22 protein-coding genes and 1 tRNA gene are annotated in these 26017 nt (G+C 71.4%); 16 read left to right on the top strand and 7 right to left on the bottom strand.

All coding sequences use genetic code 11. The features are described 5' to 3' along the window. Window position 1: 1 nt before the first annotated feature. From LWC33_RS04875 to LWC33_RS04885, 3 genes are all read left to right on the top strand, one after another. Window positions 2-775, top strand: a complete 774-nt coding sequence (locus LWC33_RS04875) for a DsbA family protein (protein ID WP_233302996.1) — start codon at window positions 2-4, stop codon at window positions 773-775. A 70-nt stretch (window positions 776-845) separates the two neighbouring features. Beyond that, a tRNA-Ala gene (locus LWC33_RS04880) sits at window positions 846-918 on the top strand. Window positions 919-1008: 90 nt separating this feature from the next. Then, a complete protein-coding gene (locus LWC33_RS04885) occupies window positions 1009-2859 on the top strand; it encodes a site-specific integrase (protein WP_233302997.1) in 1851 nt (616 codons plus the stop codon). 528 nt (window positions 2860-3387) lie between these two features. On the opposite strand, the gene LWC33_RS04890 is transcribed toward LWC33_RS04885, so the two are convergent. The 3 genes from LWC33_RS04890 to LWC33_RS04900 all read right to left on the bottom strand — a co-directional run bounded on the left by LWC33_RS04890 (window position 3388) and on the right by LWC33_RS04900 (window position 6839). Continuing rightward, window positions 3388-3897: an Rv3235 family protein gene (locus LWC33_RS04890; RefSeq protein ID WP_233302998.1), complete on the bottom strand. Its 510-nt coding sequence runs from the start codon at window positions 3895-3897 to the stop codon at window positions 3388-3390. Between the two features lie 572 nt (window positions 3898-4469). Beyond that, window positions 4470-5606, bottom strand: a complete 1137-nt coding sequence (locus LWC33_RS04895) for an acyl-CoA dehydrogenase family protein (RefSeq protein ID WP_233302999.1) — start codon at window positions 5604-5606, stop codon at window positions 4470-4472. Further along, window positions 5607-6839: an acyl-CoA dehydrogenase family protein gene (locus LWC33_RS04900; protein WP_233303000.1), complete on the bottom strand. Its 1233-nt coding sequence runs from the start codon at window positions 6837-6839 to the stop codon at window positions 5607-5609. Window positions 6840-7134: 295 nt separating this feature from the next. Between LWC33_RS04900 and LWC33_RS04905 the strand changes: the two genes are divergently transcribed. From LWC33_RS04905 to LWC33_RS04915, 3 genes are all read left to right on the top strand, one after another. Further along, the gene (locus tag LWC33_RS04905; protein WP_233303001.1) at window positions 7135-8589 is read left to right on the top strand and encodes an aldehyde dehydrogenase; all 1455 of its coding nucleotides are present in this window, start codon (window positions 7135-7137) and stop codon (window positions 8587-8589) included. Between the two features lie 78 nt (window positions 8590-8667). Further along, window positions 8668-10191, top strand: coding sequence for a class I adenylate-forming enzyme family protein (locus tag LWC33_RS04910; protein WP_233303002.1), 1524 nt, complete (start codon window positions 8668-8670; stop codon window positions 10189-10191). Then, complete coding sequence (locus LWC33_RS04915) at window positions 10188-11120, top strand: alpha/beta fold hydrolase (RefSeq protein ID WP_233303003.1); 933 nt, start codon at window positions 10188-10190, stop codon at window positions 11118-11120. The genes LWC33_RS04910 and LWC33_RS04915 overlap by 4 nt, the downstream gene beginning before the upstream one ends. A gap of 7 nt (window positions 11121-11127) precedes the next feature. Here LWC33_RS04915 and LWC33_RS04920 read toward each other — a convergent pair whose 3' ends face one another. The 4 genes from LWC33_RS04920 to LWC33_RS04935 form a co-directional block, all read right to left on the bottom strand. After that, on the bottom strand, window positions 11128-11901 hold the full coding sequence (locus tag LWC33_RS04920) for an enoyl-CoA hydratase/isomerase family protein (RefSeq protein WP_233303004.1): 774 nt from the start codon (window positions 11899-11901) through the stop codon (window positions 11128-11130). Next, window positions 11898-13454 carry a class I adenylate-forming enzyme family protein gene (locus LWC33_RS04925; RefSeq protein WP_233303005.1) on the bottom strand — a complete coding sequence of 519 codons (1557 nt, stop codon included), beginning with the start codon at window positions 13452-13454 and terminating at the stop codon, window positions 11898-11900. The genes LWC33_RS04920 and LWC33_RS04925 overlap by 4 nt, the downstream gene beginning before the upstream one ends. A gap of 137 nt (window positions 13455-13591) precedes the next feature. Further along, a complete protein-coding gene (locus LWC33_RS04930; RefSeq protein WP_233303006.1) occupies window positions 13592-14041 on the bottom strand; it encodes a universal stress protein in 450 nt (149 codons plus the stop codon). A 22-nt stretch (window positions 14042-14063) separates the two neighbouring features. Then, window positions 14064-15155, bottom strand: a complete 1092-nt coding sequence (locus tag LWC33_RS04935; RefSeq protein ID WP_233303007.1) for an ABC transporter ATP-binding protein — start codon at window positions 15153-15155, stop codon at window positions 14064-14066. Between the two features lie 462 nt (window positions 15156-15617). Here LWC33_RS04935 and LWC33_RS04940 point away from each other — a divergent pair, with 462 nt between their 5' ends. Genes LWC33_RS04940 through LWC33_RS04985 form a run of 10 tightly spaced genes read left to right on the top strand, consistent with a single transcriptional unit; the run spans window position 15618 to window position 25959 of the window. Continuing rightward, window positions 15618-16394, top strand: coding sequence for an MlaE family ABC transporter permease (locus LWC33_RS04940; RefSeq protein WP_233303008.1), 777 nt, complete (start codon window positions 15618-15620; stop codon window positions 16392-16394). A 1-nt stretch (window position 16395) separates the two neighbouring features. Next, on the top strand, window positions 16396-17250 hold the full coding sequence (locus tag LWC33_RS04945) for an ABC transporter permease (RefSeq protein ID WP_233303009.1): 855 nt from the start codon (window positions 16396-16398) through the stop codon (window positions 17248-17250). 6 nt (window positions 17251-17256) lie between these two features. Beyond that, on the top strand, window positions 17257-18453 hold the full coding sequence (locus LWC33_RS04950) for an MCE family protein (protein ID WP_233303010.1): 1197 nt from the start codon (window positions 17257-17259) through the stop codon (window positions 18451-18453). Continuing rightward, window positions 18450-19649 (top strand): MCE family protein, encoded by a 1200-nt coding sequence (locus LWC33_RS04955; RefSeq protein ID WP_233303011.1) that lies wholly within the window; start codon window positions 18450-18452, stop codon window positions 19647-19649. The genes LWC33_RS04950 and LWC33_RS04955 overlap by 4 nt, the downstream gene beginning before the upstream one ends. Further along, window positions 19646-20710, top strand: coding sequence for an MCE family protein (locus LWC33_RS04960; RefSeq protein WP_233303012.1), 1065 nt, complete (start codon window positions 19646-19648; stop codon window positions 20708-20710). The genes LWC33_RS04955 and LWC33_RS04960 overlap by 4 nt, the downstream gene beginning before the upstream one ends. A gap of 1 nt (window position 20711) precedes the next feature. Then, window positions 20712-21977, top strand: coding sequence for an MCE family protein (locus LWC33_RS04965; RefSeq protein ID WP_233303013.1), 1266 nt, complete (start codon window positions 20712-20714; stop codon window positions 21975-21977). Further along, window positions 21977-23302 carry an MCE family protein gene (locus tag LWC33_RS04970; protein ID WP_233303014.1) on the top strand — a complete coding sequence of 442 codons (1326 nt, stop codon included), beginning with the start codon at window positions 21977-21979 and terminating at the stop codon, window positions 23300-23302. Before LWC33_RS04965 ends, LWC33_RS04970 begins: the two co-directional genes overlap by 1 nt. Window position 23303: 1 nt before the next feature. Continuing rightward, window positions 23304-24653, top strand: coding sequence for an MCE family protein (locus LWC33_RS04975; protein ID WP_233303015.1), 1350 nt, complete (start codon window positions 23304-23306; stop codon window positions 24651-24653). Window positions 24654-24676: 23 nt separating this feature from the next. Further along, the gene (locus tag LWC33_RS04980) at window positions 24677-25357 is read left to right on the top strand and encodes an Rv1363c family protein (protein ID WP_233303016.1); all 681 of its coding nucleotides are present in this window, start codon (window positions 24677-24679) and stop codon (window positions 25355-25357) included. Continuing rightward, window positions 25354-25959: an Rv1363c family protein gene (locus LWC33_RS04985; RefSeq protein WP_233303017.1), complete on the top strand. Its 606-nt coding sequence runs from the start codon at window positions 25354-25356 to the stop codon at window positions 25957-25959. Before LWC33_RS04980 ends, LWC33_RS04985 begins: the two co-directional genes overlap by 4 nt. Window positions 25960-26017 lie beyond the last annotated feature (58 nt).

Below are 26017 nucleotides of genomic sequence, written 5' to 3' on the forward strand. Positions count from 1 at the left end.
CGTGGGTGGAGCGGATCGCAGCGACCGGAAGCGGCGACAGGCCGCGGCCGAGGCCCGGCTGCGGGCGGCGGGGATCACCCCGAAGCGGCGGGGTCTCGGCGGGCTGAGCGGCACGAGCCTGGTGCTGACGATCGTGGCCGTCGTCGTGATCGCGGCGATCGTCGTCGGGGTCGTCGTGACGATGAAGAACAAGGCCGCCGAGACGGCCGCGCCGGCGGCGACCTACCCGGTCGCCCGCTCCGGCGCGGTCATCACCGCCGGGCAGGCGGCGGCGCCGGTCACGGTGGACGTCTACGAGGACTACCTCTGCCCGTACTGCGAGCGCTTCGAGACGACCTACAAGGACCAGATCACCACCGCGCTCAACGCGGGCCAGATCAAGGTCAACTACCACGCGATCTCGATCCTCGACCGCTCCAGCACCCCGCCGGGCTACTCGACGCGCGCCGCCAACGCGGCCATCTGCGCCGCCGACGCCGGCATCTTCCCGGCCTACCACGCCCAGCTCTACGCCGAGCAGCCTGCGGAGGGCAGCGCCGGCTTCAGCAACGACGAGCTGACGGCCAAGGGCACGGCCCTCGGCGCCGGTCCCGGCTTCGGCCAGTGCGTGGCCGCCCAGGCGAACACCGGACTCATCCAGAACGCCACCAACACCGCGGCCGCCACCCCGGCACTGCAGAGCAACGGCCAGTTCGGCACCCCGACCATCGCCGTCAACGGCACGAAGGTCGACGTCAACGACTCGAACTGGCTGCAGAACGCGATCAAGGGCTGAGGCCCGGCACTCCGTGGGGACCCCCCTCGAACGGGTCCCCACGGGGTGTTGTAGTGTTTCCTCATCGCAAGGGGCTGTGGCGCAGCTGGTAGCGCACTTGACTGGCAGTCAAGGGGTCAGGGGTTCGAATCCCCTCAGCTCCACCCTTCTGACCAGGTGGTTCATTCCGCCTGACTCCTCGGCGCCGCGTTTCGTGGCGCCGGATGTGGCGCGAGTCGACCTACTCTCGCGCCATGCCGCCGAGCCAGCACCAGCGTCGCATCCGCCAACGAGGTGAGATCACGCAGCTGCCCAGCGGCTCGTATCGCGTCCGGGTGTATGCAGGTCGCGACCCGATCAGCAAGAAGCGGCACTACCTGCAGGAGATCGTCCGCAAGGGCGCCGGCGCCGCCGCAGAGGCGGAGAAGACCTTGCGGCGGCTCCTCGTGCAGGTCGACGACAGGCTGAACCCGCGGACCTCGGCCTCGGTGGCCCAACTCATGGAGCAGCATTTCGCGCTCCTCGAGGTCGAACGCACGACGAAGTCGACGTACGAGAACCTGGCGAACACCCACATCCTGCCGCTGATCGGCAAGGTCAAGCTGGCCGCGCTCTCGTCCCAGGTCTTCGACTCGTTCTACGCGGAGCTCCGCCGTTGCCGGACCCACTGCAACCGCCGGAAGGCGATCGAGCACTGGAAGACGACCTCGCACGGCTGCGACCACCGCTGCCGGCCGCACGTCTGCAAGCCCCTCGCACAGTCGACGATCCGGCAGATCCATGTCGTCCTCAGCGGAGCGCTGCGACGTGCCGTGCGCTGGCAGTGGCTGGCGAGGAACCCCATCGAGCACGCGGAACCACCGAAGCAGCCGCCGGCCAAGCCGCAGCCGCCTACGTCGGAGGAGGCTGCACGCATCCTCAACGCATCGTGGGACGACCCGGACTGGGCGGTGCTGATCTGGCTCACGATGGTCACCGGCTCACGTCGTGGCGAGCTCTGTGCGCTGCGGTGGCACGACCTGGACCTCGTCCGCAAGGTCCTGCGCGTGGAGCGCTCGGTGGCTCAGCTCGGCGGCGAGACGTGGGAAAAGGACACCAAGACCCACCAGCATCGCCGGATCGCCCTGGATCCCGAGTCCGTGACCCTGCTGACGGCGCACCGCGCGCGGTGCATGGAGTTGGCCGCGGCGCTCGGGACCGAGCTTGCGCTCGACGCCTACGTCTTCTCGGGCTCGGGCGACGGCTCGACACACCTGAAGCCGAAGACCATCACGCGCCGGTACTCACGTCTGGTCCAGCAACTGGGCATCCGGACGACCTTCCACAAGCTGCGGCACTACTCGGCGACCGAGCTCATCGCCAGTGGGGTCGACGTCCGGACAGTCGCAGGCCGTCTCGGTCACGGTGGCGGCGGAGCGACCACCCTGCGGGTCTATGCGGCGTGGGTGTCGGAGGCGGACCAGCGCGCCTCGTCCGGCCTGCTCGACCGGCTGCCGCGCCGGCCGACCGGCGATCCGGGCGTCGTCGGGCCCGACGAGCTGTTCGCCCGGAGCCCATACGAGCGCGCCGCGATGGACCTGCGGGCCCAGATCCTCGACGGCACGATCGAGGCCGGCTCCCCGCTCCCCACGGTCCTGGATCTGTCGGAGCGCTACGGCATCGCCGTCGGAACGGCCAACCGCGCGGTGGGTCTCCTCAAGGAGTGGGGCCTGGTGGATGCGCGGAGGGGCGCCCGAGTGATCGTCCTCGGTCGGGACGAGGCCGATCCACCGACGTCGGTGATCACGCGCGACGAGGACGCTGACGCTCGTCAGACCGACCTGGTGGAGATATCTGAGTCCTGCCCACCGGCGGTGCAGGTGGTCGCCCAGGCAACGGCACAGCTGCCGGACGGGCTGCTGGAGCTGGTCCTCCGTCGCAGTGGTGCGAATGTCAGTCGAGTCGTGAGCGCTCCGGTGCCGCTGAACGCGGAGTCGCTGCGGAAGCTCCTGCTCGACGGCATCGCGCGCAGCGGTGGATCCGACGAGGAGATCGGCCAGTACGAGCTGGAGCTGCGGCAGTTCGGCGCCTCCGACGCCCTCCTCACCTTCGTCGCCTCGGCCTGACGGCACTCGCTTCGTCCGGAGCGCGACCAGATGGCGGCGGTGAGCACCACACGATCGCCGCTTCCACTCCAGAGCACGACGTGGGGTGCAGCTTCGCTGCGGTCGACCTGCTCTCGGCAGGACTGTGCTGTCGGTGGTGGGCCGCTTACTCCGCCCGGTCTCACGGGCAAGGGTGCTGCGCATCGGCTTCGCCGACGACCTGGCGATCGCCCTTGCCCGCGAGCCTCGCCGGGCGGAGTCGGGCGCGGAGGAGCAAGGGCGGGCGCTTCGCACCGCGCCCCGCAACCGGCCCACCACGACAAGAACTGACCTGCCCGCGCGGCTGCGCGGTCAGCGTCGCGCCGGCCGAGCCTTCGCCCGGGTCGGCGCCCGGGCCGCCCGCGGGCGGGCGCGAACAGGCGTTGGGTGAGTCGCCCTCCCCCTTCCGAGCGAGGTCGTCCCGGCAGCGGGCGACGGCGACCACGTTTCTCATGCTCGATTGGCGTGGACGGGCGAGACGATCTCGCCCGGCCGCCCGGCCGCCCGCGGTCACAGGATCCCGATCGTCGAACACACCCACCGGTCCAGGCCGACGAGCGTGAACGAGGCGGCCAGCGCCCGGCGCCGTCCCCGGATCCGGACTGATGCGGCGACCTCCACGGCGCCCTCGTGCGGCTGGGAAGGGTGGAAGCTCAGCAGCCGGGCCCCGCCCCGCAATCCGCTCCGCGCGACCGGCATCGCCCGCAGGTAGCGAAGCACCCGAGGGGCGACCAGATCGGTGAGCTGGGTGGCCGGGCGGCGCTGGTCGAGCACCTCCACCAGCAGCACCACCGTCCGCTGCGCGTGCTGGATCGCAACGCGGTCGAGCGGGAGGTCGGAGACCGGGTCGCCCGGCGGGAGCTCGGCGGGTGCGTCGACGGGCGCGCGGTGGCCGCAGGTGGGGCACGGGTCGAGGAAGTCGTCGCCGTCGAACACCACCGTGCGAACCGGGCGGAGCCCGAGAACCCGACGAAGTGTGTTCTCGCTGGGCGTCTTCTTGTGGTCGAGGGTCTGGGACATGGCGGCCTCCCAAGGGATCGGCAACCAGCCCGTCGCAACCCGAGCCACCGACTCCCGGCTCGCCTCCGCTCGCGCACGACGACGCCCACAGCACGGCAGCACCGCCGGCGACTACGGCCCCAAAAGATCAACTACGCAAGATCAAAAGCCCGTACACACCTAGGCATCACGATCCGATGGGCAGCTGAGCAGTGCGGGCCCCGCCTCGACAGCTCGTGTGGGCGCGGAGTGGACCGAAGCGCCGGGGCGCGGCGGAACCCGAACCGAACGGGTCGTCAAAGCGGCACCGGACGGAGATCCGGGCCAGGACCGGAAGGTGCTTCCGATGCCTGCCGCAGAAACCGCGGAAACCGCAGAAGCCCGGGCCTGACCGATTCCGGGGTTTCCACGGTTTCCGCGGCAGCACGCGAGGACGGCGGTGTCGCTCCCCGGCGTCTCGTCGAGAAGGCTGACGCAGCACCCGTCGGTCCCTCCTTCCCGCGGAGGGGTGCGGGCGAGCCGCTGTGAGTCCTCCATTGCGCGGGCGAACACGCCCAGCTGCGTCGGCCGGTCAGCCCACGTCAGGTCCTGTGCTACCCGGTGGTGGGCGTCAGGGCGGCATAGCGCGCCCGGTGGTGGTCGGCGGGGCCGAGCTCGTACTCGATCGCGGTGAGCCGCTTGAAGTAGTGGCCGATCGCGAGCTCCTGTGTCATGCCCATCCCGCCGTGGAGCTGGACGGCGTTCTGGCCGACGAAGCGGGCGGCGCGGCTGATCGTGACCTTGGCGGCGGAGGTGGCGCGAGCCCGCTCGGCCGGCTCCGCCCCGAGTCGCAGGGTGGCGAGGTACATCGCTGCCACCGACTGCTCGACCTCCAGATGCATGTCGACCATGCGGTGCTGCAGCGCCTGGAAGGAGCCGATGGGCTGGCCGAACTGCCGGCGCTCCTTGCTGTACGCGACGGTGTCGGCGAGCACCCTGCGCAGACAGCCCACCGCCTCGGCGGCGAGAGCCGCGAGCGCCTCGTCGAGTGCGGGGGAGAGCGCCGTCCAGCCGCGGCCCTCCTCGCCGAGGAGCGCGGCAGCGGGGAGCCGCACGTCGTCGAGCACGAGGTCGGCGGCGTGCCGGTCGTCGATGGTGCGGTAGCGGTGCACCTGCAGGCCCGGAAGATCGACGGGGAGCAGGAACAACGAGATCCCGTCGAGGTCGCGCTGCTCGCCCGACGTGCGGGCGGTGAGCAGCAGGTGGGTCGCCTGCGGGACCCCGGGGACGACGGTCTTGGCGCCGGTCAGCACCCAGTCCCCGCCGTCGCGTCGCGCAGTGGCCGCCACGGAGTGTGCGGTGTGCCCCGAGGTCGGTTCGAGCAGGGCCGGGGCGATGCGCACGGACCCCGCGACGATCCCCTCGAGCGGGTCGCCCGTGCCGGGGAGGCGCCGCAGCACGCCCCCGCCGAGGACCACGGTGTCGACGTAGGGCTCGACGACCAGGGCGCGGCCGAGCTGTTCGGCGATCACCATCGCCTCGACCGGGCCGCCGCCGGATCCGCCGACCTCCTCGGGCAGCGTGGCGCCGAGGATCCCGAGGTCGTCGGCGAACGAGCGCCACACCTCGGGCTGCCAGCCGGTCTCCGAGGCGGCGGCCTCCCGGCTGCGCGCGAGGTCGTAGCGGTCGGCGAGCCAGTCGGCGAGCGAGTCGCGCAGGAGCTGCTGCTCCGCGGTGAGCGAGAAGTCCATCTAGAGCCCCAGAGCCGCCTTCGCGAGGATGTTGCGTTGGATCTCGTTGCTGCCGGCGTAGATCGTCCCGGCCCGGTCGTTGAAGTAGCGCAGTGGGGCCACGGCCTGCCACTCCTCCCCGCTGACGTAGCCGTCGGCGGGGGGCGCGAATCCGGCGAGCGGGCCCCCCGGCCGGGTCGCGTGCGGCTGGTAGGCGCGCCCACGCGGTCCGGCGGCCTCCAGCAGCAGCTCGGTCAGTGTCTGGCTCAGCTCGGTGCCGAGGATCTTGAGCATCGAGGACGCCGTCCCGGGGTTCTTCCCGCCCGCCGCCGCGGACAGCACGCGGAACTCCAGCACCTCGAGCACGTCGATGCGGATCCGGGCGTCGGCGAGCTTGGCGGCGAACGCCGGCGACTCGAGCAGGGGGCCCCCGTCCGGCCCGGGCTGCCCGGCTGCGGCCCGAGCGACCTGGTCGGCCATGACCTGCAGCTTCGGGGCAGCGGCACTGCCGCCCCGCTCGAACTCCAACAGGTACTTCGCGACCGTCCAGCCGTCGTCGATCTCGCCGACGACGTTGGCCTTCGGCACGCGCACGTGGTCGAAGAACTCCTGGTTCTGGATCTGCTCGCCGGAGGTCATCACCAGCGGGCGTACCTCGATGCCCGGCGAGCTCATGTCGATCAGCAGGAACGTGATGCCCTGCTGCTTCTTGGCCGCGCGCGAGGTGCGGACCAGGCAGAACATCCAGTTCGCCTCGGTGGCGTGGGTCGTCCAGATCTTGCTGCCGGTGCAGACCAGGTCGTCGCCGTCCTCGACCGCGGACATGGACAGTGCCGCGAGGTCCGAGCCGGCCTCTGGTTCGGAGTAGCCCTGGCAGAAGAAGACCTCACCGGTGAGGATCCGGGGCAGGAAGAACTCCTTCTGCTCCGGCGTGCCGAACTCGATCAGCACGTGCGCCACCATGCTGATCCCCATGGGGGACAGCGGGGGAGCGCCGGCCAGGATCGACTCCCGGCTGAAGAGGTAGTGCTGGGTCACCGTCCAGTCGCAGCCGCCGTACTCGACCGGCCACGCCGGCGCGGCCCAGCCGCGCTCGTGCAGGATCGCCTGCCACCGCATGCTCGCCTCGTGGTCGGCGTACACGCTCGTCATCAGGCGCCCCGCCCGGCGCAGGTCCGGCGTGAGCCTCTCGTCGAGGAAGGCGTGGACCTCGTCGCGAAAGGCGAGGTCGGCCGCTGACCACTCGAGGTCCATCGTTGCTCCTCCGGCTGACGTTCGACCCAACCTAACAGATATAGGTAGACGGCGAACCTGCCGGAAGTGTGCTGCGCGCGGACTGCGGATGCGAGAAGGGGTGACCCTGGACACCGCTCACCTAAAGCCTCTAGGCTCGCCGCACCGTGACGTCGAGTGAGCGGGTCCGCCGCCGCCGTCCGTGCGCACACCCCGTTCGGCCCGACGAAGGGACATCGGTGACGTCGTACCCGCTGGTGTTCCCGGTCGAGCGAATGCCTTCCCCCCGAGTCACCGCGGCCCCGAAGGGACGACCATGACCATCCGTGACGAGCTCCTGATCGACGGTGAGTGGCGCAAGCCCAGCTCGTCGATCCGCATCCCCGTCGTCTCGCCGTCGACCGAGGAGGTCATCGGGGAGGCGCCCGACGCGAACGCCGACGACGTCGACGCCGCCGTCAAGGCCGCCCGCCGCTCCTTCGACGAGGGTGTGTGGCGGCTGCGATCGGTCGAGGAGCGCGCCCAGGTGCTCGAGCGGGCGCTCGGCCTGATCGAGCCGAAGCTCGACGAGATCGGCCGGCTGGTGACCTCGGAGATGGGGCTGCCGACCTCGATCGCCGGGATGCAGATCCCCGGCGCGCTCGCGGTGGGCAAGTACTTCCTCGAGGTCGCGCGCAACACGCCGCTGTCCGAGGTCCGGCAGACCATGTACGGCCCCGCGGCCGTCGTGAAGGAGCCGGTCGGCGTCGTCGCGTCGATCGCGCCGTGGAACGGCCCGTTCAACATGGCCGTCTCCAAGATCTGGCCGGCGCTGGTCTCGGGTTGCAGCGTGGTCTACAAGCCCGCACCGGAGACCCCGCTCGACGGATTCTTCATCGCCGAGGCGCTGCACGAGGCCGGCGTGCCCGCCGGTGTCTTCAACTACATCACCGGTGATCGCGACGCGGGCCGCGCGCTCGTCGCGCACCCGGGCGTGGACAAGGTCAGCTTCACCGGCTCGACGGCCGCAGGTCGGCAGATCGGCCAGGAGGCGGGCGGCAGCTTCAAGCGCCTGCAGCTGGAGCTGGGCGGCAAGTCCGCCGCGATCGTGCTCGACGACGCCGACCTGCAGACCACCATGGCCGGGCTCGCGATGGGCTCGTTCTTCAACACCGGCCAGGTCTGCGCGGCGTACAGCCGGGTGCTGGTGCCCGCCTCGCGCTACGACGAGGTCGTCGGCGCCCTCGTGGCGACCGCGGAGTCGTTCGTGGTCGGTGACCCGTTCGACCCCGCGACGACCATGGGGCCGTTGGTGTCGAAGCGCCAGCAGGAGCGGGTGCTCGGCTACATCGAGGCCGGCAGGGCGGAGGGCGCGACCGTCGCGACCGGCGGCGGCATCCCGGCCGGCCTGGAGAAGGGCGCGTTCGTCCAGCCCACCGTGTTCACCGGCGTCGAGAACGGCATGAAGATCGCTCAGGAGGAGATCTTCGGCCCGGTTGCGTCGGTGCTGCGCTACGAGACGGTGGACGAGGCGATCGCGATCGCCAACGACTCGGAGTACGGCCTGCACGGCGCCGTGTTCACGACCGACCCGCAGAAGGCGGCGGACGTCGCGCGCCGGGTGCGGACCGGCACGTTCAGCGTCAACTCCTTCGTCTACAACACCGAGGCGCCGTTCGGCGGGGTGAAGTGCTCCGGGGTCGGCCGCGACACCGGGCCCGAGGCGATCCAGTCGTACTACGAGCTGAAGACCGTGAACCTCACCGAGGACGTCGCCCCCCTCTTCTCCTGACCCGCGCTGTTCTCCTGAAGTCCACCGGGGCGGCGGCCACCGACCCGCCGTCCCGGTCCCACCACCCCTGGAGGCCCCGTGAGCGGCACCGTCGTCGACGCCCTGACCTGGTGGGTCCGCACCGTTCCCGACCATCCCGCGATCGACTTCGACGGCGACGTCGTGACCTACACCGAGCTGGACGGGTGGTCGGAGGGCCTGGCCGCACGGCTGCGCGACGACGGCGTGGCGGCGGGCGACCGGGTCGGCATCGTCGGGGCGAACAGCCTCGAGTGGTGCGTGGCCGCGGTTGCCGCGTGGAAGGTCGGGGCCGTGGTGTGCGGCTTCAACCAGCGCTTCCTCGCCGCCGAGCTGGGCGCGCTCGTGGCGCTCTGCGAGCCGACGATCGTGCTCGCCGACGACTCGCACCTCCCGTTGCTCGAGGAGGTGGCCGCAGGCGGGGCCGTCGTCGCCGCGCACAGCCTGCAGGGCGTCGTCACGCCGCTGCGGGGCGGGGTGCACGGGCCGGTGCCTGCGCACGACGAGCTGCCCGACGACCCGACCGCGATCGTGTTCACCAGTGGCACGACCGGCACGCCGAAGGGCGTGGTGTTCACCCACCGCACGATCGCCGGGATCATGCACGAGTGGTCGCTCGGCGAGCCGGTGGCGCCCAACGACCTGCGGGTCCTCCTGGTGTTGCCGATGTTCACCGCCGCCGGTGCGCTGTGGGGGCTCGCCCGAAGCCTCGTGCAAGGCGGCACGATGTACCTGCAGCCGCGCTTCGATCCGGCTCGCGCCCTGGAGGTGCTGCAGGAGGCGCGGATCACCACCTTCACCGGGCCGCCGATCCTGTTCGAGCAGATCTCCCTCGTCCCGGGCTTCGAAGAGGCGCGGTTGCCGCACCTGACCACGGCCTGGGTCGGCGGCGCCCGCGTCCCCGTGCCGTTGCTCGAGAAGTGGCGCCCCTGCGGCGTCGCGCTCCGGCAGATCTACGGCCAGACCGAGATCGGCGGCACCGGTACGGCGATGTCGGCGGAGGGAGCGCTCGAGCACCCGGACGCCTGTGGCTGGGGTGGCCCGTTCACCCGCCTCCGCGTCGTGGACGCGGACGACCGCGACTGCGCGCCGGGTGAGGTCGGCGAGATCCTCATGCGCGGCCCCGGCATGTTCCCCGGCTACTGGCGCAACGAGGAGGCCACCAAGAAGGCCCTGCGCGGCGGCTGGCTGCACACCGGCGACCTCGGCACCGTCGACGAGGAGGGGCTGCTCACCTACGTCGACCGGATGGGCGAGATGATCAACTCCGGCGGGCTGAAGATCTCCCCGGCCGAGCTGGAGACGGTCCTCCAGCAGGCGCCCGGAGTCACCGAGGTGGCGGTGATCCCGGTACCGGACGACAAGTTCGGCGAGACGCCCGCCGCCGTCGTCCATGCCGAGGGAGAGCTGGATCCCGCCGCGCTCGTGGCCTTCTGCAACGACCGGCTCGCGGACTACAAGGTGCCGCGGTACGTGATCCCGCACGAGGGCCCGCTGCCCCGGATGGCCAGCGGGAAGATCGCCAAGCGGGACCTGCGGGGTGTCTACGCCGACGCGCCGCAGCGGTTCCCCAAGGTCCGATGAGGACGGTCCGGCTCGACTGCGTCGCGCTGGCGGTCCGGGACGAGGGCTCCGGCCCGCCGGTCGTGCTCGTGCACGGCTTCCCCGAGCTCGCGTACTCCTGGCGGCACGTGCAGCCGACCCTGGCCGCCGCCGGGTTCCGGGTGCTCGCGCCGGACATGCGGGGCTACGGCGGATCGAGCTGCCCGGAGGAACCCGCGGCCTACGGGATCGAGGAACTGACCGGCGACCTCGTCGGGCTGCTCGACGCACACGGGTACCAGCGGGCGGTGTTCGTCGGTCACGACTGGGGTGCGACCGTGGTGTGGCAGCTCGCGCTGCTGCACCCGGACCGGGTCGCCGGCGTGTGCGCGCTGAGCGTCCCGTTCGCCCCGCGCGCCCGCCGGCTCCCACTGGAGATCTGGCGGGAGCGCCTGGCGGACCGGTTCTTCTACATCCGGCACTTCCAGGACGAGGGCGTGGCCGACGCGGAGCTGGCCAAGGACCCGGAGCGCACGATGCGGCTCGTCCTCGGCGGACTGACCGTCGAGGCCCTGCTCGGCCCCGACGACGGTCGCGGCTACCTCGACCGCCTGCGCGAGACCCACCTGCCGTCCTGGCTCACGGAGACCGACCTGGCGCACTACGCCGAGGCCTTCGCCCGCACCGGGTTCAGCGGCCCGCTGAACTGGTACCGGGCGATCGACCGGAACTGGGCGGCCACCCCGCACCTGGCCGGGGCCGGTGTGGCCGCGCCCTGCCTCTTCCTCGCCGGGGCGGACGATCCCGCCCTCGCCGTGATGCCGCACGAGGGTCAGGAGCGCCACCTCGGCGACCTGCGCGGCAGTGTGCTGCTGCCGGGCGCCGGGCACTGGATCCAGCAGGAGCGGCCCGCCGAGGTGACCGAGGTGATCCTCGGGCTCCTGCGCTCGCTCGATCCCTGGTGGACCTGACCCGGGCTCAGCCCGGCCCGCCGAACAACGGGGCCCGTCGCTCCAAGAACGCGGCGACGCCTTCCGCGAAGTCATCCGTATCCGTCAAGGAACTCTGGGTCCGCGCCTCGGCATCCAGCACGGCGTCGCGGTCACCGACCGTCCCCAGCATCTCCTTGACCGCGGCCAGGGCGCCGCGCGGACCCCGGGCGACACCGGCGGCCTCGGCCACGGCGACGGCGAGCGCCTCGCCGGGCTCGGCCAGCACGTCGGCCAGCCCGATGTCGACCGCACGCGACCCGTCGACCTCGTCTCCGAACATCAGCATCCGTCGCGCCCAGGCGGGACCCACCCGCCGCGGCAGGGACCAGTAGATCCCCATGTCGCCGGAGAGCCCGACCCCGGTGAAGGTCGCGCGGAAGCGGGTGGACGTCGTGGTGACCACCCGGTCGCAGGCCGCGGCCAACGCGACGCCGGCACCGAATGCCGCCCCCTCCACGTGCGCCACGACCGGCACGGGCCCGGCGAGGATCGTCCGGACGACGGCTTGGGCGGACTCCAGCAGCTCGAGGGCTTCGGCGGCGGGCCGGCGGCGCATCGCCGACAGGTCGCCGCCCGCGGAGAAGACCGGGCCGGAAGCGGTGAGGACCACTGCGCGGACCACGGGGTCCTCCATCGCCTCGGTGAGCTCCTCGAGCAGGTGCGCGCGCAACGCGACGCTCAGCGGGTTGCGCCGGTCCGGGTCGTTCAGCGTGAGCGTGCGGACCCCGCCGTGGTCGGCCCGCGTGACCAGGTCGCTCACGCCGACACCTCCGCCGACGACACGCGCAGGGCGACGGCGTCGGCCGGGACGGTGGGGTAGGCCTTGCGCAGCTCCGGCTTGGCGATCTTCCCGGAGAAGGTGCGGGGGAGCGGGCCGGCGGCGACCGCGAACCGCGGCCGCTTGAACCCGGCGAGGTCGCCCCGGGCCTTCTCGGTGAGGCGGTCGAGCACCGGTGTCGGATCACCCGCGCAGTGCACGACGAGCATCGGGACCTCGCCCCACCGGTCGTCCGGCACCCCGATCACGGCCAGCTCGGTGACACCCTCGACCCCGGCCAGCGCCCGCTCGATCTCCGCGGGGTACACGTTGATGCCGCCGGAGATCAGCATGTCCTTGGTGCGGTCGACCACCCTGAGGTAGCCACGCTCGTCCATGGCGCCCAGGTCGCCGGACCGCAGCCAACCGCCGGGGAGCATGGTGGCCGCGGTGGCCTCGGGGTTGCGCCAGTACCCGCGCATAACGTGCGCCCCACGCACCAGGATCTCGCCGACCTCACCGGAGGCGGCGGTCCCGGCCGGGTCGGTCGCGGCGATGCGGATCGTGGTCCCCATGATCGCCTTGCCCGCGTACCCCGGGTACGCCGCCGCGTCCTCCGCCCGCAGCGCGCTGATCAGGCCCGAGGCCTCGGTCATCCCGTAGACCTGCACCAGCGAGACACCCCGCTCGCGGTAGGTCTCCAGCAGGTCCAGCCGCACCGGCGCCCCGCCCACCGCGGCGGACACCAGGGAGGAGAGATCGCGCCGGGTGAAGTCGGACGACAGCGCCATCCGCTCCCACAGCACGGGCACGGTCGTGAGCGCCGAGATCCGGTGCCGCTCGATCATGTCGAGGTAGCGGTCCGGGTCGAAGTCCCGCTCCAGCACCATCGTGCCGCCCGCGTACACCGTGAACTGCATGAAGCAGGAGATGACGGCCCCGGTGTAGACGAGCGGGACGGCGACCAGGATCCGGTCCCGCCAGCTCAGCCCCTCGGAGACGACCTTGGCCTCGGCGGGGGCGAGGACGCCGCGGTGGGTCAGCACCGCGCCCTTCTGCACGCCCGTGGTGCCGGAGGTGTAGCAGAGGAACGCGGCGTCGTCGTCGGCGATCTCGACGGCCGGTGGCGTGCTCCCGGCCGCCAGCAGCTCGGCGTACCCGGGCAGGTCCGAGCCGCCGAGGCACACGACGTCGAGGGGCTGCGCGGCGGCCGCGACCTCCAGGGCCGGGGCCAGCGCCTCCTCGGTGACGACGACGCGGCAGTCGGCGTCGAGCACGAGCGGGGCGAGCTCGCCGACCGTGAGCCGGACGTTGAGCGGCACGCTGACCGCGCCGAGCTTGAGCGTCCCGAGGATCACGTGCACGAGCTCGGGGCGGTTGCCCAGCAGGGCGCCCACGCGGTCGCCGGGCCGGACCCCGCGGGCGGCGAGACCCGACGCGACGGCGTCCGTGACGGCGTCGAGCTCGGCCCAGCTCTGCCGCACGTCTCCGCAGATCAGCGCCTCGTGCTCGGGCCGCCAGTGACCCCAGAAACGCACCAGCTCGGCGAGGTTCACGGCGCACCACTCCAGTCGGCGTCGACGGTGGTCCGGACGTGCTGTCGGGAGTGACACGGCCGGGCGGACTCACCCGAGCGGGTGGCCGCACCGACTCTGACACATGAGACAGTAGGCGTCAATCGTCTCGTGAACGATCAGGTGGTGTGGACGATCAGCACATCGACCCCCGCGTGGCGTGCGGCGTCCCCCGGGACGGACCCCAGCAGGCGTCCGACCAGGCTGCCGAGCCCGCGGTTGCCGACCACGAGCAGGTCCGCCGCGTTCTCCTTCACCGCCCGGGTCAGGACGTCGACGGGGTCGCCGTCGGCGGCCGAGGTGCTGATCCGGTCGGCCGCGATCTCGCGGACGGCGTGGTCGCGCGCGGTCCGCAGGGTCTCCTCGGCCGGCGTCCAGCCGTGGACGAGGTGGGCCTCTTCCTTGAGGGCGTCGTCGGCCGGACCGGTGTCCTTCTCGGTCGGGTGGTACGCCGAGACGATCACGAGGCCGGCGTCGTGGGCGCGGGCGACGGCCGCGGCCCGGGTGACCGCGGTGTAGGAGGTGTCGGAGCCGTCGGTGCCGACGACGACGGTGGAGTAGGCGGGCATCGGTGCCTCCTGGTCGGTGGTCTCAGCGCACGCGCGGCAGCTGCGTGGTCGGGTCGTCGTCCGGGCTGATCCTCGGCAGGGCTCGGGTCGGGTCGTCCGGCCGGCCGTACGGGGCCGCGCCAACGGCCTGCGCGCGCGCCTGCGGGGCGCTGTTCTCCTCGAACGAGCGGCGGATGGCCTCCTGGGCGGCGGGCGGGAGGGTGTGCAGCATGTCCCGCACCCGCTTCTGTCGGCGGGCGACGGCCTTGCGCTCGGGCAGGCCCGCGGTGGCGGTCAGCTGGGGCTTGATCGGGGGCAGCCCGTCGAGCTCGTCGACCTCGGCCATCTCGCGGGCGGCCTGGGCGGTGTCCTTCTCCTCGGACATGCCGATGGGGCCCTGGCGGCGGCCGTTGAGGAACTGGGCGACGACGGGGTCGTCGCTGGTGAGCAGGACCTCGCGGGGGCCGAACATGGCCAGGTGCTTGCGGTAGAGCATGCCGATGTTGTCCGGCACGGTCTGGGCGGTGTTGATGTCGTGGGTGACGATGAGGAACGTGGAGTCGGTCTGCGCGTTCAGGTCGATGATCAGCTGGTTGAGGTAGGCCGTGCGGACGGGGTCGAGGCCGGAGTCCGGCTCGTCGAACAGGATGATCTCGGGGTCCAGGACCAGCGCGCGGGCGAGGCCGGCGCGCTTGCGCATGCCGCCGGAGATCTCGCCGGGCAGCTTCATCTCGTCGCCCTTGAGCCCGACCATGTCCATCTTCTCCATGACGATGTCGCGGATCTGCGCCTCGCTCTTCTTCGTGTGCTCGCGCAGCGGGAAGGCGATGTTGTCGTAGAGGTTCATCGAGCCGAACAGTGCGCCGTCCTGGAAGAGGACGCCGAAGAGCTTGCGCAGCTCGTAGAGCTTGGACTCGTTGCAGCGCACCAGGTCGGTGTCGTGGATGACGATGGAGCCCTTCTCGGGCTTGAGCAGCCCGATCAGGGACTTGAGGAACACCGACTTGCCGGTGCCCGAGGGTCCGAGCAGGACCGACACCTCGCCCGGGGGCAGGGTGAGGGTGACGTCGGACCAGATGTTGGCGCGGCCGAAGGACTTGGACAGTCCCTCGACGGTCACCTCGACACCGGCCATGGGAGCACCTCCGTGGGCTCGTCGCGCGGGCGCGGCACCCAACCTAAAGGTCCTAGGAACGTGCAGTACGCTGTGGTGCGCGTCACCGGCTGGCGTTCCGGGCTCTCCGTCGGGGCTCCGACCTGCGGATCCGGGTGGATTTGATACGTACAACGCAATCTGTCAGATGAAGCATCGCGAGCGCGGTGGCTTTCACCTGGACGTGTGAGAATCTGCGGCATACCCCCAGCTCATCACGCCGGTCTCGCGGATGCGGCGGCAATCCAGCGTTACGAAGAACGTAACTTGTCGCGTGAGCCGTCGTTGAGCCCTCCGAACGGACGCCGAGCCCCCGATCGTGGCGCCCGACGCGCAAGGCCCTTCCCCGCGTAGTCCCCGCAGTCTCAGTGCAGAGGCCCAGATGCAGCAGCTCCCCACCGCATGCCGGCCGCGCCTCGCTCCGTCCTCCCGGACGGGGGCGTGATGGCCGCGCCCACGCTCACCCGCGTCGTCAAGCCCATCGGTGGCTTCTTCGCGTTCACGCTCGACACGTTCGTGGCGATGTTCAAGCCGCCGTTCCAGTGGCGCGAGTTCATCCAGCAGACCTGGTTCGTCGCGAGCGTCTCGCTCGGCCCGGCGATCCTGCTGGGCATCCCCTTCGTCGCCCTGGTGACCTTCCAGTTCAACCTGATCCTGGTCGAGATCGGCGCGATCGACCTGTCCGGCTCGGGCTCGGGCTTCGCCACGGTCACCCAGATCGGCCCCGTGGCCACGACGTTCATCATCGCCGGCGCCAGCTCGACGGCGATCTGCGCGGACATCGGCGCCCGCAAGATCCGCGAGGAGCTCGACGCGATGGAGGTGCTGGGCATCGACACCGTCCAACGCCTCGTCGTCCCCCGCGTGCTGGCCACGGCGGTCAACGCCTTCCTGCTCAACGGCGTCATGATCCTGATCGGACTGTCCGGCGGGTTCGTCTTCGGCGTCTTCCTGCAGGGCGCCTCGCCGGGACAGTACGTCGACTCGATGAAGCTGCTGGTCGGCTACCCCGACCTGGTCCACGGCGAGATCCGCGCCGTGGTCTTCGGCGTCGTCGGCGCGCTCATCGGCTGCTACCGCGGCATGACGTGTGCCGCCGGACCGCGCGGCGTGGGCAACGCGGTGAACGAGACGGTCGTCTACACGTTCCTCGCGCTGTTCCCGATCAACATCCTGCTCACGCAGATCCCCTACTCGCTCGGCATCGTCGGAGGGCACTGAGATGGCGCAGATGGGTGCGCGCTCGGTCGCCGAGAGCGCGAAGCGGCTCCTCACCGGCCCGCTGCGGCTGCTCGACGACCTCGGCCGGCAGGCCGAGTTCTACGGCAAGTCGATCGCCTGGACCCCGAAGGCGGTCAAGAGCTACAAGACCGAGCAGGTCCGGCTCATCGCCGAGGTCGGCATGAGCTCCGGTGCGCTCGCCGTCATCGGCGGCTCCTCGGTCATCACCCTGTTCATCACGCTGTTCGCCGGGGTCACCGGCGGCGTGCAGACCTTCGACGCGCTGCAGAACCTGCAGCTCGAGGCGCTCGGCGGGTTCGCCTCTGCGATCATCAACCCGCGGCTGCTCACCCCGATCGTCGCCGGCGCCGCCCTGGCCGCCACGGTGGGCTCCGGCTTCACCGCGCAGCTCGGCGCGATGCGGGTGTCCGAGGAGATCGACGCGCTGGAGGTCATCGGCGTCCGGTCGCTGCCGTACCTGGTCACCACCCGGCTGGTCGCCGGCATGATCACGATCATCCCGATCTTCGCGATGGCGATGTGCGGGGCCTGGATCGGCTGGAAGCTCACCCAGGTCGACTTCTTCGGCCTGTCCGAGGGCACCTATGACCACTACATGGACACGTTCATGCAGTGGCAGGACGTGCTCTACTCCTTCGCCCAGGCCGTCGGCATCGCCGTCGTGGTGATCCTGATCCACACCTACTACGGCTACACCGCCTCCGGCGGCCCCGCCGGCGTCGGCCGCGCGGTCGGCAAGGCCGTGCGCACCTCGCTGATCGCCGTGCTGGCCGTGGAGCTGGCCATCTCCATGGCGCTCTACGCCGACTCCGACGCCTTCCGGATCTCGGGGTAGGCGGCCGTGTCACAGTCGATCAAGCTCAAGGTGTACGCCCTGATCCTCCTGGGCGTCATCGGCGGATTCGCGGCGCTCTGCGTCGCCGTCTACAACAACGCCTTCACCGCCACCGTGCCGGTCTACGTGCGGGCCGACCGCAGTGGCCTGCAGATGTACCCGGGGAACCGGGTGCAGCTGCTCGGCGTCGACGTCGGCCGGGTCGGCGACGTCTCCCTCGACGACGGCGGCAGGACCGTCCAGATCACGCTGGACATGGATCCCGACAAGCTCGACGCGATCCCGGCCAACGCCGGCGTCCAGCTCAACCAGCTCACCGCGTTCGGGGCGAAGACCGTCGGCATCACCGTCCCGCAGCAGCCGTCGTCGGTGCGGCTCGCGGCGAACGACACGCTGATGACCGACCGGGTGACCGTCGAGGTCAACACCCTGTTCGACCACCTCGACACGGTCCTCACGACGCTGCAGCCGGACAAGGTCAGCGCCTTCCTCGGCAACATGGCCCAGGCCCTGCAGGGCCGCGGCGCGCAGATCGGCGAGACCGCCGGCGAGCTGGAGGCCTACCTGCGCCGGTTCAACGAGAACCTGCCCGACCTGCAGCGCACGCTGGCCAGCGGCGCGGACCTGACGAACCTCTACGCGGACATCGCGCCGGACCTGACGAACCTGCTCGACGACGCGGCGTTCACCAGCCGGACCGTCGTGGACCAGCAGGCGCAGCTGGACAGCTTCTTCTACCAGGTCACCCGGCTCTCCGGCGTCGGCGCGGACTTCTTCCGGCAGAACGGCGACAACCTGCAGGAGGTCGTGCACACCGCCCTGCCGACCACCGACCTGCTGCGGGAGTACTCGCCGGAGTTCGCCTGCTTCTTCCAAGGCATGGACGAGGGCCGCAAGCGGCTCGAGAAGACCCAGGGCGACACCGTCCCCGGCCTGGTCGGCAACACGACCTTCGAGCCCGGGGACCGGGCCTACGACGGGCCTCCCGTCGTGGCCGCCACCGGCGGGCCGAACTGCAACGGCCTGCCCTCCGTGGACGGGCTGAGCACGCCGCCGCAGCTGCTGCGCAACGTCGACGAGGGCGGCGAGCCGAACCCGAACCCGGGCGACAACACCCTGCGGATCGGTGACCCGCCGCTGGTGGCGCAGCTGTTCGGCCCGCTCGCCGCGCAGGGCATGCCGAAGCAGGGAGGTGGCCGGTGAGCTCGAGCAACTCGCAGGCGATCGCCGCCCCGCTGACCAAGAGCATCGTCTTCGTGGTCGTCACGCTGATGGTGCTCGGCCTGATCGGCTTCGAGCTGTCCGGCGGCGGCTGGTTCTCCACCACGAAGGAGTACTCGGCGGTCTTCCGGGACACCTCCGGCCTCAAGGCCGGGGACTCGGTGCGGATAGCCGGGGTGAAGGTGGGCAAGGTCGCCGACGTCGAGGTCTACGACAACACGCAGGGCAAGGTGACCTTCGACGTCGAGGCCGACCGCACGCTGCCGCAGGGCGTGCTCGCCTCGGCGCGGTACCTCAACCTCACAGGCGACCGGTACCTGGCGCTGAGCGAGGGGCCGGGCAGCACGGCACCGCTCGAGGAGGGCGCCACGCTCCCGCTCGCGCAGACCAAGCCCGCCCTCGACCTGGACGTGCTGCTGGCGGGCTTCAACCCGCTGTTCGAGGGCCTCGCGCCGGAGAAGATCAACTCGCTGACCCAGGACGTCATCTCGGTGTTCCAGGGCGAGGGCGGCACGATCGAGTCCCTGCTGGCCCGGGCGGCGTCACTGACCAACACCCTGGCCGACCGCGACCAGGTCATCGGCCAGGTCGTCACCAACCTGAACACGGTGCTGGGCACGCTCGACCAGCACGCCCCGCAGGTCGACAGGACCATCGACCAGCTCCAGGAGCTGATCAGCGGGCTGAACGCCGACCGGGGCCGGATCGGCCAGTCGTTCGCCGACATCGACCGGCTGGTCAGCGGCACCGACCAGCTCCTCGGCAAGCTCCGCGGCCCGCTCAAGGGCACCGTCGACCAGGTCGGCCGCGTCGCCACGCTGGTGAACGAGGGCCAGGAGGCCGTCGACACCAACCTGTCGCTGCTGCCCGGCGCCTACCTGCGGGTCAGCCGCCTCGGCTCGCGCGGCGCCACCTACAACCTGTTCATCTGCTCGCTGCGGCTCAAGCTCACCGGGCCGGACGGCCAGCCGATGTACACCCCGTGGGTCGGCCCGTCGCAGAACGTCGACCGGTGCAAGCCGGGCATCGAGCCGCTCGAGACCCCGGAGCAGCGCGAGGCCCACGACCCGGTCGTGGAGGAGCGCCGGCAGAACCCGCCGGGCACCGGACCGGGGGAGAACCCGAACCCGGTCGACGCCCCGGCGCCGCGCCCGCAGGCCCAGGAGGGGGAGCGATGAAGCTCCGGTTCCGGGAGAAGAACCCGGTCGTCATCGCGATCGCCGGCCTGGCCGGGCTGATGGTCCTGCTGTTCGGCTCGTTCCAGTTGGCCGCGCTGCCGGTCTTCGCGGGTACGACCTACGAGGCCCGCTTCGTCGAGGGTGGCGGGCTCAAGGCGGGCGACCACGTCAAGGTCGCCGGGACAGAGGTCGGCAAGGTGAAGTCCGTCGACCTCGACGGCGCCGACGTCGTGGTCACGTTCACGGCCAAGGGGGTGACGCTCGGCGAGGCCACGCGGGCGTCGATCAAGACCCAGACCCTGCTCGGCGAGCGGAACCTCGGCCTGGAGCCGGCGGGCGACGGCGAGATGGGCTCCGGCGACACGATCCCGCTGGAGCGCACGACCTCTCCGTACAGCGTCACGCAGGGGATCGAGGACCTGACCCGGCGGACGGGCGAGGTCGACATGGACCAGCTCGGCAAGGCCATGGACACCTTCTCCGACGCCTTCAAGGACACGCCCGACGACGTCGCGCCGGCCTTCGCGGGCATCACGCGGATCTCGCAGACGATCGCGTCGCGGGACCAGGCGCTGCGCGAGCTGTTCGCGCACGCCGAGAAGGTCACCGAGGTGCTCAAGACCAACACCGGGCAGCTCACCACCCTGCTGGTCGACGGCAACACCCTGCTCCAGGAGCTCGAGCAGCGCCGCGAGGCCATCCACAGCCTGCTGCTGAACACCAAGGCGGTCGCCGACCAGATCGTCGGGCTCACCGAGGAGCAGCGGAACCGGCTCGCGCCCGCCCTGGACCAGCTCAACTCCGCGATGGACGTCCTGAAGCGCAACGAGGGCAACATCGTCTCCTCGGTGCAGCGCGTGTCGAGCTTCATCACCGGACTCGGCGAGGGCCTGTCGACCGGCCCGTACTTCACCGGGCACGGCGACCTCTCCGGCCTGGCCCCGACGCTGTTCCCGGTCAGCGACTACATCCCGAGCCTGACCGTGCCCAACAACCCGGCGCCGCAGGCGGTCCCGGAGCTGCCGGCGCCGTCGAACCTCATCGGACTGGGAGGCAACTGACATGGGCTCCCGTACCGGGGCGCTGTTCAAGGCGACCGGCACCGTCACGAAGGTCCTGGCCGTCATGGTCGTGGCCCTGGTGGTCGGCGCGGTGACCGTCCTGCTCGTGAACGGCGGCACCAAGAGCGGGGTCGCGTACTTCGCCTCGGTGAAGAACGTCTACCCGAAGGACCGCGTCCGCATCCAGGGCGTGGACGTCGGCGAGATCACCGCCATCGAGCCCCAGGGCGACTCGGTCAAGGTCAGCTTCACCTACGACTCGAAGTACGACCTGCCCGCCGACGTGAAGGGCGCGATCATCTCGCCCACGCTCGTCGCCACCCGGTTCCTCCAGCTCGCACCCGCCTACACCGGCGGGCCGGCGCTGGCGGACGGCGGCGTCATCCCCGAGGACCGGACGGCGTCGCCGCTCGAGTTCGACGACCTGAAGAAGGAACTCGGCAACATCTCGTCGGCCCTGGGACCGGAGGGGATCGACAAGGACGGGGCGCTGAAGCGCTTCGCCGACACCGTCGCGGCCAACGCCGCGGGGGGCCAGGGCGCCAGGTTCAACGAGATGGTGCGGCAGGCCTCGGCCGCTGTCCAGACCCTGACCGACGGCCGCGAGGACATCTTCGGCACCGTCCGCAACCTGCAGGCCTTCGTGACCGCACTCTCCGCGCTCGACGACCAGATCGTGGAGTTCAACGGCCGGCTCTCCACGGTGTCGTCGTTCCTGAACGACAACACCGACGAGCTGACCCAGGCCCTGCAGGGCATCGACGCGGCGGCCAAGGCGGTGGACGAGTTCGTGGACACCAACGGAGCCCCGCTCAACACCGCGGTCGACAAGCTCGGCCACTTCACCCGGACTCTGGCCAACTCCCGCGACGACCTCGCGACGATCCTCCACGTCGGACCCAGCACGCTGATGAACCTGTTCAACATCTACTCGCCGCGCAGCGGATCGCTCTCCGGCGCGCTGGTCGTGGACAACCTGAACACGCCCGCGGACTTCATCTGCTCCGCCTACTCCGTCGCGTACCAGAGCGTCGACGAGGGCGTGAAGTCCTGCAAGAGCTACCTCGGCCCGCTGCTCAACGTGCTGCGCGTGCAGCAGCCGCCGGTCGGCGTCAACCCGCTGCTCGTGCCGGGCGGCGGCGCCAACCAGCCCGACCCCGGCCCGATCGACCCGGCGCCGCCGGTCGCCGAGCAGCCGGCGCAGCTGCCGCCGCCGGTCGACGTGCCGGGCCTGGGCGGCCTGCTCGTCCCGAACGGGGGCAACTGATGCGCACCTTCCGCAGGACCGCCGTGGCGGCCACGCTGCTCGCCTCGACGTTGCTGCTCTCCGGCTGCGACTACAAGGGGCTCAACGACTTCACCCTCCCCGGCGCGGAGGGGACGAAGGAGGGCTCCTACCGCGTCCAGATCGAGATGCGGGACGTCGCCGACCTGGTGCCGAACAACCCCGTGCGGCTCGGCGACGTCACCGTGGGCAACATCGAGAAGATCGAGCTCGACGGCTGGAAGGCGCTCGTCACCGTCACGCTGGACCCGGAGGTGAAGCTCCCTGCCAACGTGACCGCGAAGGTCGGGCAGGTCAGCCTCCTGGGCGCCAAGTTCGTCGAGCTGGACCAGCCGGCGGACCCGGTGCCGCAGCTCGTGGCGGCCGACTCCCGGATCCCGCTCGCGCAGAGCGGCAAGTACCCGGAGACGGAGCAGATCCTGGCCTCCGTGGCGGCCCTGCTCAACGGCGGCGGGCTGCAGCAGCTCAAGACGATCACGACGGAGCTCGACAAGGCGCTCGACGGCCGCACGGACCAGTACCGCAGCCTGCTCGACCAGCTGAACACCTTCGCCGGCGGGCTGGACGACCAGAAGCAGGACATCGTCCGCGCGATCGACGGCCTCGACCGGCTCTCGGGCCGGCTCGCCGAGCAGAACTCGAAGATCGCGGGCGCGCTCGACTCGATCCCGCCGGCCCTCGAAGTGCTCAACCAGGAGCGGGACAAGCTCACCGGGACGCTGTCCGCGCTCGGGGACTTCGGTGTCGCGGCCGACGACGTCATCCAGCGGACCTCGGACGACCTCGCCACCAACGTGGCGAACCTCGAGCCCGCGCTGCGCGGCCTCGCGGACTCGGGCCGCTCACTGACGGACTCGCTGGGCCTGCTGGGCACGATCGTGTTCCCGCTCAAGGGCTTCTCGGAGACCTTCCGCGGGGACTACGTCAACTTCTGGCTCACCCTCGACCTCACGCTGTCCACGCTGGACCGCAACTTCCTGACCGGGACCCCGTTCGCCGGCAGCCTCGGCAACTTCGAGAAGGTGCTCGCCGGCACAGGGGGCGCTGCGCTGCAGAACGCGAACCCGCTGCTGGCGCCGGTCCAGCCCGGCCCGGACGGACAGCCACCCGCGGTGCCGGTCCCGGATGTCGCCGGGGACCTGCTGCCCAGCGGCGGAGGGGTCGCCGGGTCGCAGCCCGCGAGCCGGCCGACCGACCCGCCCGCGCCGCCGTCGGGAGAGCCGATCCCGCCGGACGAGCGACCGCCGGGGGACCCCGGACCCGGCCCGATCGGCGGCCTCGTCGGCGGCCTGACGGGAGGCAACTGACATGCTGATCTCACGCTTCGTCAAGGTGCAGCTGCTGATCTTCGCGGTGCTCACGTTGGTCGCCGCGCTGCTGATCGTGTTCGTGTACGTCCGGGTGCCCAGCCTGCTCGGGATCGGCCGGATCACCGCCACCGCCGAGCTCCCGGCAGCGGGCGGCCTGTACCCGAACGCCAACGTCACCTACCGGGGGGTGACCGTCGGGAAGGTGACCGCGGTCGACCTCTCCGACGGCCACGTGGTCGCGACGATGTCGATCGACTCGTCCCGGTTGCCCGCGGCCGACAGCCGGGCCGAGGTGCACAGCGTGTCGGCGATCGGCGAGCAGTACCTCGACCTGATCCCGCCGCCCGGGGACACCGGGCCGGAGATGGCCGACGGTGACGTGATCCCGCTGTCCCGCACGTCGATCCCGCCCGCGACGGCCGACGTGCTGCAGTCGGCGGACGGGCTGCTCGCCTCGGTCCCGCCGGAGCAGATGCAGTCCACGCTCGACGAGTTCGCCGCGGCCTTCGACGGCATCGGGCCGGACCTGGGGCGGCTGATCGACAACACGCAGACGCTGGTCCGCACCGCGCAGGGCAACTACGAGCCCACGCAGAAGCTGCTGCGGGACTTCCAGCCCTTCGCCGACCCGCAGCTGGTCTCCAGCGACGCGATCCGGGGCTGGAGCCACGACCTCGCCGGGTTCTCCCAGGCCCTGCGCGACAACGACCCCGCGCTGCGGAGCGTGCTCACCGAGGGCTCGTCCGCGGCAGGGAAGGCGACCGACCTGCTCAAGGACCTGAGCCGGACGACCCCTACCCTGTTCTCGACGACCGGGGTGCTCACCCGGCTCGCCGAGGCATACCACGCTCCGATCGAGCAGGTGCTGGTCGTTTATCCGATGTGGGCGGTCGTCAACCAGATGATCGTGCCCAAGGACCAGCCCGGCGCCCTGCGGTTCAACCTCGAGACCAACGTGAACCCGCCGAGCTGCGTGGAAGGCTGGACCCCGCCGGACCAGCCCGGCGGCGCACGGAACTCCGCCTCGCTCGGGGACCTGCCGCTGCCCCAGAACAGTTACTGCAAGCTGCCCCAGTCCGACCCCACGCTGGCACGCAGCGCGCGGAACCTGCCGTGCTTCGAACCCGGGTCACCCCCCGGCCGGCGCGCGGCGACCATCTTCCAGTGCCGAGGCAGCGGGTACAGCCCCGAGGCCGCCGGGCGGCTCACCTTCGAGCCGCAGACGGCCCTCAACGGGCAGCCCGCCTTCGCCGAGCCACTCGCCGCCATCGGCGCGAACGGCACTCCGGCACCGACGCCCGAGGAGCTGACATGGCAATCACTTCTGCTCACCGGGGCGGGCGCATGACCCGCCGCGGTGCGAGCCCGCCCGTGCCCACCTGGGAGGACGGCGTGGTGGACGACGACGTCGACGCCACCACCGACACCGCCACCACCGAGGCCGGCCTCCCGGCCCGGGACGAGGCCCGCGACGCGGACGAGCGGGCGACCGCGGTGCTGCCCGCGGCCACGGACGCCGAGCCGGCGGAGGAATCGCCGGACGAGCCCGCCGGGTCGGGGCCGCTCCTGCGGGGCCGCGGGCTGGCCGGGCTGGTCGCCCTCCTCGTGGTCGCCGTGCTGCTGTTCGCCGCGGCGGTCACCGCCGGCGTGTTCTGGCTGCACGGCCAGACCGCCCGGGCCGACCGCGAGAACGCCCTGTCGGCCGCCCGGCAGACCGCCGTGAACCTCACGACGATCGACTTCAACCACGCCGAGGACGACGTCCGGCGCGTGCTCGACGGCTCGACCGGCGACTTCGGCGGTCTGTTCACCCAGAACCTCGATTCCTACGTCGGGGTCGTGAAGGACGGCCAGGTCGTGACCGCGGGCGAGGTGACCGAGGCGGGGATCGACAAGTACGACGGGAACACCGCGAGCGCCGTCGTCGCCGTGAAGACCACGGTCAAGAACAAGACCGTGCCGAACGGCGAGCAGCGCTTCTACCGATTGGTGGAGCAGATGGAGAAGCACGACGGCCGCTGGCTCGTCTCGCGCGTGGAGTTCGTGCCGTGAGCCGGCTGGGTGGAGCGCTGGCCGCCGCGGGCGGAGGCATCGGGACCGGGGCGAAGGCGGTCGGCAGCGGGGCGCGGTCCGCCGTGCACCTGCCGGGTGCGGCCTGGACGGGTGCACGACGACGGCCCCGGCGCGCGTTCACCGTGCTCGGCGTGGCTGCCGTGGTGCTCGCGATCGTGGCCGGGCTGTTCGCCTTCTTCGCCATCCGGCAGCTGCAGGTCGAGAACGCGCGCACGGCGGCGACCGCCGCGGCGGAGAAGAAGGTCGTCGACCTGCTGTCCTATGACTACCGGTCGATCGCGAACGACCAGGACGGTCGGGTCGCGGACCTGACCGGGCAGTTCAAGGACGACTACGGGTCGTTGCTCAAGGACGTCGTCGCCCCGGCCGCCGCGCAGCAGCAGCTGACCACGCGCTCGGACATCGTGTCGACCTCCGTCGTCGGCACGGACGGGCCGCACCAGGTCACCCTGCTGATGTTCCTCAACCAGACCACCCAGTCGTCGGCCAAGCCGGACCCGACCCTCTCGGGCAGTCGGCTGCGCGTGACGATGCAGGAGGTCGACGGGAACTGGCTGGTCTCGGAGATGACCCCGGTCTAGAAGCCAGAGCCCGGGGATGGGACGTCCCCAGCCCGTCTCCCCGGTCCGCGAGGCCGGG

The sequence above is a fragment of the Pseudonocardia terrae genome (assembly GCF_021343995.1).
GTDB classification, from domain to species: Bacteria; Actinomycetota; Actinomycetes; order Mycobacteriales; family Pseudonocardiaceae; genus Pseudonocardia; species Pseudonocardia terrae.